We start from the raw sequence: 16,128 nt of genomic DNA on the forward strand, positions 1-16,128 counted from the left end.
AAACTATAATTTTTAGTAGATAGCAATTATTCATTATTTTTAATATATGAGGAGATGTCAGGATGAGAAAATATATTGCAGAAATTATTGGTACTTTTGTCTTGGTCTTTGTCGGAACAGGCACAGTGACAGTTGCCAAGGGGAGTACCCTAACGATTGGTCTGGCTTTCGGGCTGGCAGTGACGGTAATGGCTTATTCGGTAGGCGCAATATCAGGCGGTCATTTTAATCCCGCGGTGTCATTGGCAATGGCAATTAATAAGCGGTTGAGTTGGAAAGACTTTGTAGGCTATGTAATTTCCCAGTTTGTGGGCGCTATTTTAGCTTCAGCAATGGTGTTTGATTTGGTGCATGAACTTGGCTTGCCAACTAACAGTTTGGGACAAACGGATTTTCCTAAAATTTCGGTAGGTGGCGCGTTCATTACGGAAACATTGGTAACATTCTTATTTGTATTGGTAATTTTGTTGGTGACAAGTAAGAAATGGGGTAATGCTAATTTTGCTGGTTTGGTAATTGGGATTACTTTGGCATTGATGATTATTGTGGCGTTGAATTTGACGGGTGGTTCATTGAACCCGGCAAGAAGTTTCGGACCGGCGTTGTTTGTGGGCGGTTCGGCGATGGCGCATTATTGGCTGTATTTGGTGGCCCCGTTGGTAGGAGCAGTGTTGGCAGCGGGAGTCGGCGAATTTGTTGGTAGTGAGGATTAAATAAGAGTGCGCGAGGCAAGTCGGTAAAAGGGCAGAAATAAGGGTGATGGATGCGGGATCGCGATCCCGCGGGAATCATTCTTATTTCTGCCCTTTTGACTTGCCGAGCGGTCCTAAAGCTCAGTGGAAAAAAGGCAGTAGAGGGTGATGGATGCGGGATCGCGATCCCGCGGGAATCATTCTTATTTCTGCCCTTTTGACTTGCCGAGCGGTCCTAAAGCTCAGTGGAAAAAAGGCAGTAGAGGGTGATGGATGCGGGATCGCGATCCCGCGGGAATCATTCTTATTTCTGCCCTTTTGACTTGCCGAGCGGTCCTAAAGCTCAGTGGAAAAAAGGCAGTAGAGGGTGATGGATGCGGGATCGCGATCCCGCGGGAATCATTCTTATTTCTGCCCTTTTGACTTGCCGAGCGGTCCTAAAGCTCAGTGAAAAAAAAGCAGTAGAGGGTGATGGATGCGGGATCGCAATCCCGCGGGAGTTGTGCTTAATTTCCGCCTTTTGTTTTGCCGAGCGGTCCTAAAGCTCAGTGGAAAAAAGCAGTAGAGGGTGATGGATGCGGGATCGCGATCCCGCGGGAATCATTCTTATTTCTGCCCTTTTGACTTGCCGAGCGGTCCTAAAGCTCAGCGGAAAAAAGGCAGTAGAGGGTGATGGATGCGGGATCGCGATCCCGCGGGAATCATTCTTATTTCTGCCCTTTTGACTTGCCGAGCGGTCCTAAAGCTCAGTGGAAAAAAGGCAGTAGAGGGTGATGGATGCGGGATCGCGATCCCGCGGGAATCATTCTTATTTCTGCCCTTTTGACTTGCCGAGCGGTCCTAAAGCTCAGTGGAAAAAAGGCAGTAGAGGGTGATGGATGCGGGATCGCGATCCCGCGGGAATCATTCTTATTTCTGCCCTTTTGACTTGCCGAGCGGTCCTAAAGCTCAGTGGAAAAAAGGCAGTAGAGGGTGATGGATGCGGGATCGCGATCCCGCGGGAATCATTCTTATTTCTGCCCTTTTGACTTGCCGAGCGGTCCTAAAGCTCAGTGGAAGTGTTTTTGACAGATTTATAGAAATGGTTCAAAGGCTGTATCCAGGAACCCACAAAATAATTCGTTTAGATTAACCGTTTTTATGCTATAATACGACTAATAATTCAGCGATTAAAGAAATGGGGAGATTAATATGACAGAGAAAATTCTAGTAACCACGACAGAAAATATTCCAGGACATCATTATGAAATTATCGGGGAAGTTTTTGGACTTACGACCCAATCTAAAAATGTGATCAAAAATATTGGTGCGGGACTGAAGAACATCGTGGGTGGCGAAATTAAAGCTTATTCGGAATTACTGACTGAAGCTCGCGATACTGCTATTTCACGCTTGCGAGATAATGCCTCTGAGCTAGGAGCCGATGCAGTTGTGATGATGCGTTTTGATTCAGATTCGATTAGCCAAGATATGGAAACGGTAGCGGCTTATGGCACGGCAGTTAAGTTTGTGGATTAGACCCAAAAATAAAAACCAGTAGATTTGGCATTCGAAAATCTGCTGGTTTTTATTTTTTCTTCTTACGTGACTTTTTCTGATTTTTGGAAACTTGTTTTTGCAGTTGGGCAACCTGATCGGACAGATCATCAATTTTATGTAGGAGTAAATTTAAATCTGAATCTTCCATGTGGGCGCTGTTTGAGGTGAAAAAACCGGTAATTGTACTAGTTAATAAACCAATAAAACCGATACCACCAAGCATCAGTAACGACGCAATAATTTTGCCAATGGTGCTATGGGGAGAAATATCGCCATACCCGACCGTTGTGGCAGTCGTGATTGCCCACCAAAGTGAATCGGCCAAGGAAATCTTTTCTACAATTGAGTAGAGTAACGCACTCAAAACGAGGATAACCACACTAATATATAGTAGGTAAACAAAACCAGTGGCGTAAAAAAATCGGTGAACAGCTTTAGTTAGCCTGCCGTCCAATCCTAATCGCCAAAAAAGATGGTAGTAACGAATTAAACGAATCACGCGTTCAATTCGGAAAACCGCAAAAATTGGGTGGAGTGGGACCAGACCCAGCATATCAAACGAATTTTCAATGAGAAACGTTTTTTTGTTTTTCGAAAAAGCAAAGCGAACTAAATAATCTATCCAGAAAATGGCTAGCATGATATTCATCAAAATACCCATTGGTCCGGTTAGCAAATTGGCATGTGTGAAAAAGGTTGAAAAGGCAATTCCACTTGATATTAACGCTAAAATGCCAATGAAAAAGTGGTAGTAGAATAGCCAATTTTGTTGTTTTTTAATCATACGACTCACCTATTGAACAAGATGTTAGCTTAATTCTAACCCATTAAATGTGACTGTAAACCTTTAAATGGCAATCGCAAGAGTTTTTTTAGAAATACCTCTACGATACCTAGTAAGTTCGACCAAAATCGATTAGAATCAAGTTTATAGAGAACTGTAAAACGGGAGGAGATACGCGTGAAAAAAATTTTAGCTTTACATACTGGTGGCACGATTTCAATGTCAGCCAATGATCTTGGTGAAGTGTCAACGAATGAAGAAAATCCCTTGTTGGATAGTCGTTTTATTAATGACAATATTACACTGACAAACGAAACTGTCTTAAATAAGCCTTCGGAACACATAACGCCCGCTGATATGTTGATCATTCAAAAGCGTGTCAAAGAGGCGGAAACACAGGCTTATGACGGTGTGGTGATCACGCATGGTACGGATACGTTAGAGGAAACAGCCTACTTTTTAGATTTAACGTTACCAAACCACTTACCAATTGTCTTAACGGGGGCTATGCGGTCTTCTAATGAAATTGGGTCGGATGGTGTTTATAACTTTCAAAGTGCAATTTTAACGGCCGCTTCGGATGAATCACTCGATAAAGGCGTATTGGTGGTGATGAATGACGAAATTCATACCGCTCGTTATGTGACAAAGACGCATACCACCAATGTGGATACATTCCGAACACCCACGTTTGGCCCAATTGGACTGGTTGGAAAACGAGGTATTCACTACTTTCAGGAATTAATTCAGCAGACGGTGGTTCCTATTGATCACTTAAAACATAATGTGTATCTGTTGAAAGCGTATGCGGGGATGCCAGCGAGCTTATTGGCGTGTTTGGATCAGCCAGAAACGAATGGGCTGGTTATCGAGGGCTTAGGCGCTGGTAATATGCCACTAGAAACCGTCCAAGCTATCCAACAATTACTGGATGACCAAATCCCTGTCGTAATGGTATCGCGCTGTTATAATGGTGTCGCGGAACCAATTTATGATTATCCCGGTGGCGGTATAGATTTAGAACGTATGGGTGTGACATTTTGTCAAGGACTCAATGGACCTAAAGCACGGATCAAATTATTAATTGGGATTAGTGCCGGTTTGAAGGGACAATCGTTACGGGATTATATAAGTAATGCTGTATCTTAAAATTAAAATTTTGTGAGAAAATTAAAAGTGCGCTATAATGTTGCTAACTGAAAGCAAAGGATGGGATTATTAATGATAGATGCAACTAAAGCAAAAAACGATTTTTACGATGCCGTAAACGGTGACTGGTTAAAAACCGCTGAGATTCCAAGTGATCATTCATCAACGGGTGGCTTTATGGACCTGGTGGATGATGTGGATAAGAAGTTAATGAGCGATTTTGCCGATATGAAGTCGGGAAAATTAGCTAATGACGATCCTTTGATAAAAGAATTTTTGAAATTCTATGATGTAGCTGCTAATTTTGAAAAACGTGATCAAGATGGGGCGACACCTTTAAAAACGTACATTGATCAAGTAGAAGCCATTCAAAGTTTCGAGGACTTGAATAAACAATTTAAAGAATGGCTATTAGCTGGATTACCAACGCCTTTTGATCTTGGTGTGGAGCCAGATTTGAAGACACAGGGAAAAACGAAGCTAAATGTCCTTTGGGCAGAAGGTGGATCACTAATTTTGCCTGATAAAACTTATTATGAAAAAGATAATCAGGCCGGACCACAGTTATTAGCAGTCTTTACACAAATGGCAGAAAAATTACTTACCATGGTAGGTAAATCAGAATCAGAGGCAAAAGTCATTGTAGCAGATGCCAAGAAATTCGATGCCTCTATGGCCCCATTCAAAAAGAACTCAGAAGAAATGAGTGATGTCTCCAAACTGTATAACCCAACGGATTTTGCTGAAATTATCAAAGATCTGGGCGTTTTTAAAGTGGATGAGGCGATTAGTGAACTGTTGGGAGAGACACCCAAGCAAGTCATTGTGACAGAACCAAAATTCTTTGAAAACTTCACAAAATTTGTAAATGAAGAGACTTTCCCAGCCTTTAAGAACTGGTTATTGGTCAATGTGGTACGCCAATTTGCAGGTTATTTGAGTGAGGACTTCCGTCAGGTAGGCGGCACCTATCAGCGCGCCTTATCTGGACAAAAAGAAGCTATGAAACAACAGAAGAGTGCCTTTTACATGGCACGTAGAATGTTTAGCCAAGTGGTCGGCGACTATTATGGCAAAAAGTACTTTGGTGAAAAGGCCAAACAAGATGTTCATGATATGGCAGTATCCATGACAGGTGTTTATAAGAAACGTCTGCAAAATAATACTTGGTTGAGCAAAGCTACTCGTGAAAAAGCGGTGGTGAAGCTAAATGCGATGGATATTCATGTGGGATATCCAGATAAAATGGAAGAGGTTTATAAACGTTTGCACACTACACCCGTTGAAGACGGTGGTGATTTGTTGACCAATGTGCAAAACTTCTCCAAGATCTTTACTGAGGACCAATTAAGTAAATACAACCAGCCTGTTGATAAAGAAAAATGGGAAATGAGTGCCGATACGGTTAATGCGTATTATTCTCCAGAAGGAAACTTGATTTGTTTCCCAGCAGCTATTTTACAAGCACCATTCTATAGTTTGAAACAAACAGCTAGTCAAAACTATGGCGGAATTGGGGCTGTCATGGCGCACGAAATTTCTCATGCATTTGATCCTAATGGTGCTTTATTTGATGAAAATGGTAGTCTTCATAATTGGTGGACAGAGACCGATATGAAAGAATTCAAGAAGCGCTCCGAAGCCATGGTAAAGGAGTTTGATGGTTTGCCATTTGCTGGCGGTAAGGTCAATGGCAAGTTAGTTGTGACGGAAAATGTGGCCGATGATGGCGGCTTAAGTTGTGCCTTAGAGGCGGCTAAGCAAACGGAGAATACCGACTTGGAAGGCTTCTTTGTGAACTGGGCAACTGTATGGCGCAGCAAGTCGACAACTGAGTATAAACAGTTGTTATTGTCGATTGATGTGCATGCACCAAACAAATTACGCGCCAATGTGCAAGTGAAGAACTTTGACGAGTTTTACGACACATTTGATGTGCAGCCTGGGGATGGCATGTATTTGAAGCCGGAAGACAGAGTGCAAATCTGGTAAAAGTAGATCATTAAAATAAGAGACAAGCAAAGTGACTGAGAGAAACCTCCCAGTCACTTTGCTTGTCTCTTATTTTATATAGGTGTAATCGGAGAAAAAAGTTGACGCAGTCACTTGCCGCTTTTAGTTATAGGGGATAAGTGACCAAAACACCTTTTTCCCAAGCTTATTTAGCTGCTATTTATTTTGTGATGTAGATGTATAAATGCGTTGTAGAGTACCCAACCTGAAATTTAACGCCATTTGATTTAATGATATGAGTAGCGGTTGAAGTACTGGTACTGTTTTTGGCATCTTTTTGAAATTTGGCAAATTGCTTCATCACAGACTTCGGTTTTGCGCCGACCTCAGTTGTGAGTAAAGCAAAGGTGGTTCCGAAATCTTTTTGACGATCTTTATTTTTCATGGCTTTGGTTGGCACAATTAAAGTCAATCCCATTAAGTTTTGGTCCTGGTAGTTCGCGCGTACGGTGTAATTTTTTTGTGTAATGACGTTTTGAACGCCGTTTTTTAAACTAGTCGGTAATAATTTGTCCTGATTTTTCTTTTTAGCTGTAGCCATGGCCGACTGCACTTCTTTGGCTTCCTGCTGCAAAGCCTGCATTTGTTTTTGTTGTGCTTTTAACTTAGCCACGGCCTTCTTCTGTTCGGCTGCTGGTAATTTGGCAATTGCTGCCTTGGCCTTTGCAGCTGAAGTTTGGGTGCCAGCCGTTTTAGCTTTCTGTTGAGCCTGAGCAAGTTGTTTGGCTTTTTGTTGGGTGGACTTAGAAAGTGACATGCCAATCACAGCCTGATTGTAGCTATTTGCCACTTTTTTATAATTTCCCAAAGCCTTGGTTTTTTTTACGATAACTTTTTTATGAATCACATTTGTGCCATCTTTAGAAGTGACCGTGACTTTTTGATCCTTTGTTTTGGCAGGTACTTCAATAATGTAGGCCCCATCTGTATTTTTGACGGTCTTTTTGGATTGACCACTAATTTGATAGCTGAGTTTAGCACCTTTATTGGTTTTTCCTTTGATTACTGCGACCATGCCACTTGGCTTCTTGGTTGTGGCACCAACGGTCAATTGGTGATTACCACAGCCTGCTAGTGTAAAAAGAGCGAGTAACCCAATAATACCTGTTACCATTTTTTTCATAATTTATCCCTACCTTTAAGTATACGTTGTGTGTTCAATGTGACACACTGTCATAAATATGCATTATACACCCTTATTCTAGGAATTACGAGTAGAACTTAAAGGGCATTTTGAAAAAAGGTTGATTAAAATTAGTAAGCATTATGGGCTGAAATAAAATTAAAGTTTGTGTTTTACTTTGATTAGTTTTTATAGTATGATGTATATTGTTGTTTAAATAGCAAAACACGAACAAAGCACATTAAGAAGCTTTGAATTAGTCATGCTAAGGGAGAAAGTACTTATGGGAGAAAAGATTAAGAACTATTTTCAAGTTGATCAGTTACATACAACGGTAAAACGTGAGATGCTGGCAGGTTTCACAACATTTATTTCGATGGCCTACATTCTTTTCGTGAATCCAAGTGTGCTTGGTGCTTCAGGAATGGATAAAGGTGCGGTGTTTACAGCAACTGCGCTGGCTAGTGCAATAGGGTGTATTTTAATGGGAGTTTTGGCAAGATATCCCATCGCGACTGCACCGGCACTGGGTATTAATGCCTTTTTTGCTTATTCGGTATGTATTGGGATGAACATTCCATGGCAAACGGCTTTAGCTGGCGTTTTTGTGGCGTCATTAATTTTTATGTTAATCACTATTTTTAAATTGCGAGAAATGATTATTAATGCAATTCCGGCAGATTTAAAATATGCCATTTCAAGTGGGATTGGTCTGTTTATTGCCTTTATTGGTTTGCATGACGGGGGGCTTATCGTAGCTAACAAATCGACAGTGGTCGGTCTGGGTTCTTTTGCGGTGGCGACTACATGGTTAACGATCTTTGGGTTGTTATTAACGGCAGTTTTAATGGTTCGTCGAGTTCCAGGAGCCATTTTTATTGGAATGGCCGCAACGGCAATTTTAGGACTTTTGACCAATTTGATTAAGGCGCCTGCACAGTGGGTTTCAGCTGCGCCAAGTATCAAGTCGACCTTTTTGGTTGGTGTACGGCATATTGGTGATATTAATACGGTTCAGTTGTGGGTTGTGGTGCTGACGTTCTTGTTGGTGACATTCTTTGATACGGCGGGAACATTAGTTGGTTTGGCTCAGCAGGCTGGATTTATGAAGAATAATAAGATGCCGCGGGTAGGTAAGGCATTGATGTCAGATTCAACTGCAATGTTGGCAGGTTCAATGTTGGGGACTTCGCCGGTTGGTGCGTTTGTGGAGTCTTCGGCAGGAATTGCGGTTGGTGGACGAACAGGATTAACGGCGGTAACAACTGGGATTCTGTTTATATTGGGAATGTTTTTCTCACCGTTGTTGACGGTGGTGACGAATCAGGTGACGGCACCGGCGTTGATTATAGTGGGTGTGTTGATGGCGCAAAATATGAAGCATGTGTCATGGGAAAAGATGGAGATTGCGGTGCCATCATTTCTGATTTTGATTGGGATGCCTTTGGCGTATAGTATTTCGGATGGGATTGCGTTGGGATTTATTACGTATCCGATTACGATGATTGCGGCGAAGAGGGGTAAAGAGGTGCATCCGATTATGTACGGTTTGTTCTTTGTGTTTATTTTCTTCATGTATATTTTGAGTAAGGGATAGAAAAGAGTGCGCGAGGCAAAACGGTAAAAGGCGGAAATTAAGCACAACGGAGGCGGGATCGCGATCCCGTGGGAGTTGTGCTTAATTTCCGCCTTTTGTTTTGCCGAGCGGTCCTAAGGCTCAGTGGAGAAAAGCAGTGAAGAGGTGATGGAGGCGGGATGGCGATCCCGCATGGAGCCACGTTTAAATGTCCCTTACTGATTTGCGGAGTTGTCCTTAAGCAAACAAAATAGAAAGGCACAAATTTTCCAAGAAGACAGCTAAAACTTAAAAAATCAGTTTAAAAATTCATAAAGAAAGAATCTTGTTACAGGCATTTTACTTGTCATGTGGGCGGTTGGGGTGTTAATGTAATAAATAACGGTTGCTAAATTATAAGTAGTAACCAGACAAAGGTATTTTGGTACGACATATCATTTTTGAAGGGAAGAGCGCGGCTGCAAAAAATTATTCATTTTTGAATCATTGATATTTCGTATCTCATTGAAGCCTTTGTTGAGAAACAAAAGGAAAGAGGGTTTTACAATGAGATTTGGAAACTTTAGTAATCAGGATTATCGCATTGCTTTGGATACAAAAACACAGTTATTCTGGGCTAGCGATAAAAATGATCCAAGTATTAAAGCAAGTGGTGTTACCATCACAGAAGCACTTAACAAGTTATACGAAAAAACTAATGGTCAAGTACACCAACAGTACGCAAACTAAATAGAAATTCGAGGTCTAGCAATTTTGAATGCTGATGATTCCGGTTCGGGTAACAAGTTCAATTCCCCTGGAATAAGTTGATACGTAGGTATTAAACTTATTCTAGAGGAATTTTTTGATACCTTGGTTACTTGAAACTAGCGATGGAGATATGGTTCAATGAATAAGTTATAAGTAGCATATGGATTATATGAAATTGGAGAATAAAGATGACAGCGAAGAAAAAATTTTATGCCGTTGCTAAAGGCAAGCAAACTGGTATTTTTACAGATTGGAATACCACAAAAGCGCTGGTTCAGGGATATGCTGGTGCGCGCTATAAGGGCTTTGCTACACGACAAGAAGCGCAATCTTGGTTGGACGAAGGTGGGCCGCGGATAGCAAAGGCCCCTTCTAAAACGGCAACGCTCTCAGGTGAGTCCACAAAAGAGCCTACCGAGGCTATTGTGGTGTATACGGATGGTGGTTCGCGTAATACAGGTAATGTTAACGGTGGTCATGTGAAGAAGCAGGACAAGGCTGCGTGGGCCTATCTCATTGAGATTGCTGGACAACAGCATTCGGACTCACAAGGAGAGTACGGAGCAACCAATAATCGAATGGAAATTATGGCCCTTATCCAAGCGCTAACTTGGCTCAAAGACAATGGGAAAGCTACCCAGGAAGTTGCCATTGTGGCTGATTCGCGCTACGTGTTAAATGCCATTCAAAAAAATTGGATAGTCGGGTGGAAACGTCGTGGTTGGCAACGTAGTGGTAATCAACCGTTGGCTAATCGTGAGTTATGGCAAGAACTCGATCGTTTATTGGCTCAGTTTCCACATCTACATTATTACTGGACAAAAGGACATGCTACGAATGCAGGCAATGTCTTCGTGGACCAATTGTTGAATCAAACGATGGATCGGATGACCAATGAAAATACTCAGACATCGTCTTTCACTGCCCGGGTAAATGATCGATCCACAGATAAGACCGACAAAGCGGCAATAAAAAATAACGTCGTACCGAAAAGCCAGCAGCAATCGGTCGACGCCATTAAAAAAAGTTTGGAAAAATTAGAGTGGTATAACGATTAAGCTTCATTATTAGGCGCATTTAGATAAAATCTAAGGGTGCCTTTTTCATTAGTGTCGGTCTTATCAAGCTGGAAATGGTTCTTTTTTAAAACAGCTTGAGAAGCGCCGTTTTTAGCTTGGGTTATGGCGTATAAACTTTTGAGACCAAGTTCCGCAAAAGCAAATGAACTCATATGTCCTAAGACTTCAGACATAATACCTTGATTTTGTTGATCGGCAAGCACTTCGAATCTAATCTCTGCAGTGTTTTTTTGGTCATTAAAATGCCAAATGCAAAGAGTGCCTAAAAATTTGTCAGTCCGACGATCTAAAATTCCCCAGAGTAACGCCTCATTATTCATGATGGCGTGCATGGTTCGATTGACATACGTAGCTGTTTGTTCAATGTCTTCGTCAATGTCACGTCCACTTAATGCGGCAATTTTTTTATCATGTCGTAGTTCAAAAATATCTTTAACTTTAGAAGCAGTCAGCCAATCTAATGTAAAATGGGGGGTTAAAATTGGATGGTACTTTTCAAACTTTTCCATAATGAGTCTCCTCGTCTGTTTGTATTCTTAATCATAGCATAACCCATTTTCGGTGCCTGCCAAGTATTTTTGCTTGGATTATTTATTGGAAGCGAATACAATGAGCATAAAAAGGGGATGAATGGGTATGAATATTACATTTGATACGGCATCTGCAGAAAAAGTTAAGGCACATATGGATGACAACAAACAGTTGCTCCTTACATTTGAGGATGGTGTTGGTAAGTATTCACAACACGCAATGATTCATATGCAAGTGCAGTTTACAATTAATATTGTGGATAAGGATGCCCCAGTTGAGGGGTATAATGCGGTAGTTCATTCTAATATTGGTGATCTGTTGATTAAGGATTATTCCGCAGAAGATTTAGAAGAAAATATGTCGATTAAATTTAATGCTCATCAAGGCACATTGCAACTCAGCGGTGATGGCGGCCTAATTGATGATAACGTTGGTTTTATTGATTTTACTGATAAAAATGGTATTAAGAATAATCCCGCTAAGTAAATGTGTCACTCGAAAACTGACAATGAAGACGTGCTAATGAGCGATCTTCATTGTTAGTTTTTAGTTACTGAAAATTTACTGAAACAATCCTAGTAGCGTGGCTTGTTCAGAGCCGAGGACTCCTGTAAAATGGAGGGGTTACGTACAGGGAGGTGTTCATGTGGATGAACGGTTAAAAAAAGAATTTAGTTGGCCCTTATTTTTGAGCCCCTTTGTATCACGATTAGGTGATGCTTTATTTGTGTTTGGGCTAAATTGGTTCATTGTCAAGGCTACTGGGCATGCATCTTTACTAGGAATTGTGCAAGGTATTGGGGGCATAATTTTGGTGGCTGGTGATCTATTTGCAGGACCATTAGTCGATAAATATAATCGAAAATTAATTATGCTACTTGCTGACGCCATTAGCTTTTTTGCTTGTCTAGGGATGGCAGCGGTCATGGATGTGAATGAACCTGTTTTTTACCAGCTGGTCTTACTAACTTGTGTCATTGATATTGGTTTGGCATTTAATTTTCCGGCTGCAAAGGCGGTCGTTCCGGAAATTATTCGGCATGATAAACTTTCTATTTTTAATTCTTGGTCAAATACTGGTCTGACCCTAGCTGACATTATCGCACCCTTATTGGGGGGCTTTTTACTCACGTTGCATTGGATCGACTTTCGGTCGTTTTTGATGATCAACGCGATATCGTTTTTACTATCCTTTATCTTTACTTGGGTTCTCAAGTATGTCCCGGAACAAAAGCATGATAAAGAAAGTATGCCTGTCTTTAAGAGTCTGGCAAATGGGCTTGGTTATGTCCGCAATAATCAAGATGTTTTCCGGTTAATCATTTTTGATGCTATTTTAGCGGCGATGTACGCCGGTTTTACACTTTTACTTCCATATGATGTGGACCGTTATTATCATGGCGATGAGCGGCTGTACAGTTACGTGTTGACCCTGGTGGCGGTCGGGGGCCTGCTTGGTGGCTTGTCACTAGTACTGAATAAGCAAAAACCCAAAATTAAACATAACTATCAAGATGCCTTTATTTTAGGAATGGCGTTAATTATTACCGGAGTGTGGGTGAACTATCAGGTGTTATTAGTAATGGCACTCATTTATGGTTTCTACACTTCCCGAATGAGTATACGAATGATGACGATTGTGCAAAATGTGACGGAAATCGCCTATTTGGGGCGTGTGTTTTCTATTTGGTTCCTCTGTTTTGATAGTATGCACCCGTTTGGTTCCTTTATTTTCGGGTTTATTTCGGACTGGTTTAACCACGGGACGTTTTTCGTGCTCGGGGGATTAGTACTTTTCGGCCTATTGGTCGTATACTTAATGGGAAGAACGCCAGACCGAAAGAAGGTGTCATAATGGATTCAATCTTGTATGATTTGGAATTTGCTAAGAACGATCAACGTCTTGCCAATGTGTTTCCTAAGGCACAAGAGACGTTTTACACAGGCTTTGTAAATAGTATCGGAGCTGACGGTGTTATTCTCAATACTTTTGATGATACGGGACAAGCTGATGGTGCAGTCTATATCCAATTTGACGCCATTGATAATGTTGAATATGACAGTCCGGATCTTAATAATATGGCTGAGATGATTCAAATGGCCGAGGATGATCATTTGTTTATGGCCACAGAAAATATTCCTAACTTTGATGCCACTAGTGATTTAATCAAACAGGTTGTTGAGGCAGCTTATCAAAGCAAACAATTCATCGTTTTAACAAGAAGTGATTTGCAAAATTATCAAGAAGGTTCAGTTGTAGCGGTGCATGAAAATGAGTTTGAAATGCATTTGGTTGACAAGTTTAATTTGGCTCATTTAGTGGAAACCAAGGTTAAGTATACAGAAGCAGAAATCGTGGAATTTTCAGGCCGTGAATTGGAAGTTGAAACGTCAACCTGGCCTAAGATTGCAAATGAAACACCAGGGTCACGGCTCATGGTGACCGATGAAAGCAATTTTTATAAGGTGTTAAAAGCAGCTGAGGAAAAACAGAGCTTGGTTTCAATTAATGATGAGACGAAATCTTCAAATTTCTTTGTGGGAACGATTAATGCGGTCAATGAACATGAGGTGCTCTGTAATTTGGTAGACATGGCGGGGCAATTCGGCGGTTATTCATTGATTCGAATGGATACGATCGCTAGTATAACCTTGCGTTCAGATTATTTGAAGGTTGTTGAAGCTTTTATTGCGTATCAAAAAGCGCACCACACCTTTGTTCAGCCTATTTTAAACGAAGAGCGTCTTTTTGATGCTACCGATAATTTATTTTTGGCTTTAATAAAACAAGCAGCCACTTTTTCACGCGTCTTGAGTGTGACCTTGCTGACGGGTGCCCATGATATGGGCTACATTTCAGAGTTAAACGATAAAACTTTCCGCTTTCATGTCGTTGAGACAGATTTATATGTGGATCAAACTGGCGTGGAGATTAATGTTGAAGATGTGGATGAAATCTCCTTTGATTTCTTAAATGCTGTACTGCTTGAAAATCATCTACGAGATAAAGGCATTTTGTAGGAAGGTGAAATGATGGGTTTTAAAGTTATTCGCGGTGACATTACCAAAATGAGCGTGGATGCCATTGTCAACGCGGCTAATACCACGCTGCTTGGTGGCGGTGGGGTAGATGGCGCTATTCACCGTGCGGCTGGGCCTGAGTTGTTAGCGGCGTGTCGACGATTACATGGGTGCCAAACCGGCGAGGCTAAAATTACGCCAGGATTCCAATTGCCAGCAAAATTTGTGATTCACACACCGGGGCCTGTTTGGCGTGGTGGACAGCATAATGAAGCACAATTGCTACACAATAGTTATTTAAATAGTTTAAAATTAGCGGATCAGAATCAGTGTACGAGTGTGGCTTTTCCATCGATTAGCACAGGTGTTTATCGATTTCCATTGCAAGACGGTGCAAAAATTGCGGTCAAAACGATTCAAAGTTTTTTAGCCACCGCTCAAAATGTTAAGACAGTCACGATGGTTTGTTTTGATAATGATACTTATCAGGCTTATTTGACTGCTAGTCGTGCATAAACGCATAAAAGCTAAACCAGTTACCCTCTCTAAAGAGGGCCGGTTTAGCTTTTTTGGTTGGATCGTTTTTGAGCTGGAGTGTCAGAGTTATACAATCAATCTTTAAGAAGTAATCAGAGTTTGGGCGGCTTACGTGCTCGTCTTTTCTCTACTTATATTTGAAAAACGACTTAATTAGTGCCGTTTACTTTTATTTATGATCTCTCATAAAATTATTGATTCTTTGAATATCGTCCGTAGTGGGCGTATACGAATTAATCTTAATGTTATGAATTTTTTCTACCGATAAATGAGTGCCAAATGCCACATCTGCATCTGTTAAATCATGCTTCTTTTGATAGTTAACGATTTCTTCAGCAAGTTTTGTTAAATCATTCATTACTAATCCTCCTAATGTGAACCTTTACATTTAATGTACCATAGTTGGAGACAAAATGAACATAATATTGTCCATTTTCTGAAGAAATTCGTCAGGCATCGCTAGATTTGTTATAATGCTCTTCAAGAGGGATTGAGGTGAGAAGCATGAAATATCAAAATTTATTGTTTGATGTGGATGACACACTACTGGATTTCAAAGCGGCTGAAAAACAAGCACTCAAGGGCTTATTTAATGAAATTCAGTACCCGCTAACTGATGAGATTGTGAGTTATTTTCGGGTTTTAAACGATAAAATGTGGCAAAGATTTGAACTTGGTCAATTAGACCGCCGAACCTTAGTCAACACACGATTTACAAAGCTATTTGCGCACTTAAATGAAGATGTGGATGGTACCAAATATGAAAGAATATATCGTGAATTTTTGAATCAAGGGCACCAGCTGGAACCTCATGCACGGGAATTATTAAATAGTTTGCAGGACCAGTTTAATTTATTTATTGTTTCCAATGGAATTGCTTCGGTGCAGGAACATCGGCTCAATGATTCAGGATTGATGAATTACTTTAACCATGTGTTTGTTTCCGAGGAGGTTGGTTTTCAAAAACCAAGAATTGAGTTCTTTGATTATGTGGCGAAGGCTATTGCCGGATTTACGCCGAAAAATTCGCTGATCATTGGAGATTCGTTAACGTCGGATATTCAGGGTGGTAAAAATGCTGGGATTGACTCGGTATGGTTTAATCCAGCATTACAGCCAAATCATTCGACGGTGAGTCCTACATATCAAATTGATGATTTATTGGATTTGAGGGAAATCGTATAAAGTAAGCGAAGCAAATCAAAAAATTGAGGAATTTGCAGAGTTGTCCTCCTCTCGGTGGAGAAATGGACGAAAGGTACCAAAAATAAACAAAAAGCAGTTCTTCTGAACACTGCACTAGGGCCCTGTCAAGTTGACAGTTGAAATAATAT

General features: G+C 40.9%; 16 protein-coding genes. 12 read left to right on the plus strand and 4 right to left on the minus strand.

Annotated features, from left to right (window positions below):
- Nucleotides 1-62 precede the first annotated feature (62 nt).
- Nucleotides 63-713, plus strand: coding sequence for an MIP/aquaporin family protein (locus IV80_RS07850; protein WP_057751844.1), 651 nt, complete (start codon nucleotides 63-65; stop codon nucleotides 711-713).
- Nucleotides 714-1,883: 1,170 nt separating this feature from the next.
- The gene (locus IV80_RS07855; protein ID WP_057751848.1) at nucleotides 1,884-2,210 is read left to right on the plus strand and encodes a heavy metal-binding domain-containing protein; all 327 of its coding nucleotides are present in this window, start codon (nucleotides 1,884-1,886) and stop codon (nucleotides 2,208-2,210) included.
- A gap of 49 nt (nucleotides 2,211-2,259) precedes the next feature.
- On the opposite strand, the gene IV80_RS07860 is transcribed toward IV80_RS07855, so the two are convergent.
- On the minus strand, nucleotides 2,260-3,015 hold the full coding sequence (locus tag IV80_RS07860) for a potassium channel family protein (RefSeq protein ID WP_057751850.1): 756 nt from the start codon (nucleotides 3,013-3,015) through the stop codon (nucleotides 2,260-2,262).
- A 177-nt stretch (nucleotides 3,016-3,192) separates the two neighbouring features.
- On the opposite strand from IV80_RS07860, the gene IV80_RS07865 reads away from it, so the two are divergent.
- Nucleotides 3,193-4,164 (plus strand): asparaginase, encoded by a 972-nt coding sequence (locus IV80_RS07865; protein WP_057751853.1) that lies wholly within the window; start codon nucleotides 3,193-3,195, stop codon nucleotides 4,162-4,164.
- Nucleotides 4,165-4,236: 72 nt separating this feature from the next.
- Nucleotides 4,237-6,156, plus strand: coding sequence for a M13 family metallopeptidase (locus IV80_RS07870; protein WP_147186346.1), 1,920 nt, complete (start codon nucleotides 4,237-4,239; stop codon nucleotides 6,154-6,156).
- A gap of 181 nt (nucleotides 6,157-6,337) precedes the next feature.
- Here the strand turns inward: IV80_RS07870 and IV80_RS07875 are convergent, their stop codons facing one another.
- The gene (locus IV80_RS07875) at nucleotides 6,338-7,300 is read right to left on the minus strand and encodes a hypothetical protein (RefSeq protein WP_057751859.1); all 963 of its coding nucleotides are present in this window, start codon (nucleotides 7,298-7,300) and stop codon (nucleotides 6,338-6,340) included.
- Nucleotides 7,301-7,583: 283 nt separating this feature from the next.
- Between IV80_RS07875 and IV80_RS07880 the strand changes: the two genes are divergently transcribed.
- The 3 genes from IV80_RS07880 (at nucleotide 7,584) to IV80_RS07890 (ending at nucleotide 10,684) form a co-directional block, all read left to right on the plus strand.
- Nucleotides 7,584-8,897, plus strand: coding sequence for an NCS2 family permease (locus tag IV80_RS07880; protein WP_057751862.1), 1,314 nt, complete (start codon nucleotides 7,584-7,586; stop codon nucleotides 8,895-8,897).
- Nucleotides 8,898-9,422: 525 nt separating this feature from the next.
- Nucleotides 9,423-9,605 (plus strand): hypothetical protein, encoded by a 183-nt coding sequence (locus tag IV80_RS07885; protein WP_057751865.1) that lies wholly within the window; start codon nucleotides 9,423-9,425, stop codon nucleotides 9,603-9,605.
- Nucleotides 9,606-9,814: 209 nt separating this feature from the next.
- The gene (locus tag IV80_RS07890; RefSeq protein WP_057751870.1) at nucleotides 9,815-10,684 is read left to right on the plus strand and encodes a ribonuclease H family protein; all 870 of its coding nucleotides are present in this window, start codon (nucleotides 9,815-9,817) and stop codon (nucleotides 10,682-10,684) included.
- On the opposite strand, the gene IV80_RS07895 is transcribed toward IV80_RS07890, so the two are convergent.
- Nucleotides 10,681-11,214, minus strand: coding sequence for a GNAT family N-acetyltransferase (locus IV80_RS07895; protein WP_057751873.1), 534 nt, complete (start codon nucleotides 11,212-11,214; stop codon nucleotides 10,681-10,683). The two genes, IV80_RS07890 and IV80_RS07895, sit on opposite strands and share 4 nt — an antisense overlap.
- A gap of 127 nt (nucleotides 11,215-11,341) precedes the next feature.
- Here IV80_RS07895 and IV80_RS07900 point away from each other — a divergent pair, with 127 nt between their 5' ends.
- The 4 genes from IV80_RS07900 to IV80_RS07915 all read left to right on the plus strand — a co-directional run bounded on the left by IV80_RS07900 (nucleotide 11,342) and on the right by IV80_RS07915 (nucleotide 14,773).
- Entirely contained in the window at nucleotides 11,342-11,722 is a 381-nt protein-coding gene (locus tag IV80_RS07900; protein WP_057751876.1) for an iron-sulfur cluster biosynthesis family protein, read from the plus strand.
- Nucleotides 11,723-11,882: 160 nt separating this feature from the next.
- Nucleotides 11,883-13,091 (plus strand): MFS transporter, encoded by a 1,209-nt coding sequence (locus IV80_RS07905; protein ID WP_057751880.1) that lies wholly within the window; start codon nucleotides 11,883-11,885, stop codon nucleotides 13,089-13,091.
- Complete coding sequence (locus IV80_RS07910; protein WP_057751883.1) at nucleotides 13,091-14,257, plus strand: hypothetical protein; 1,167 nt, start codon at nucleotides 13,091-13,093, stop codon at nucleotides 14,255-14,257. Before IV80_RS07905 ends, IV80_RS07910 begins: the two co-directional genes overlap by 1 nt.
- A gap of 9 nt (nucleotides 14,258-14,266) precedes the next feature.
- Nucleotides 14,267-14,773 (plus strand): O-acetyl-ADP-ribose deacetylase, encoded by a 507-nt coding sequence (locus tag IV80_RS07915; protein ID WP_057751886.1) that lies wholly within the window; start codon nucleotides 14,267-14,269, stop codon nucleotides 14,771-14,773.
- Between the two features lie 190 nt (nucleotides 14,774-14,963).
- Here the strand turns inward: IV80_RS07915 and IV80_RS07920 are convergent, their stop codons facing one another.
- Entirely contained in the window at nucleotides 14,964-15,152 is a 189-nt protein-coding gene (locus tag IV80_RS07920) for an LBP_cg2779 family protein (protein WP_057751889.1), read from the minus strand.
- A gap of 146 nt (nucleotides 15,153-15,298) precedes the next feature.
- On the opposite strand from IV80_RS07920, the gene IV80_RS07925 reads away from it, so the two are divergent.
- Nucleotides 15,299-15,979 (plus strand): YjjG family noncanonical pyrimidine nucleotidase, encoded by a 681-nt coding sequence (locus tag IV80_RS07925; RefSeq protein ID WP_057751891.1) that lies wholly within the window; start codon nucleotides 15,299-15,301, stop codon nucleotides 15,977-15,979.
- Nucleotides 15,980-16,128: the final 149 nt, after the last annotated feature.

Source organism: Pediococcus cellicola (genome assembly GCF_001438655.1).
Taxonomy (GTDB): domain Bacteria; phylum Bacillota; class Bacilli; order Lactobacillales; family Lactobacillaceae; genus Pediococcus; species Pediococcus cellicola.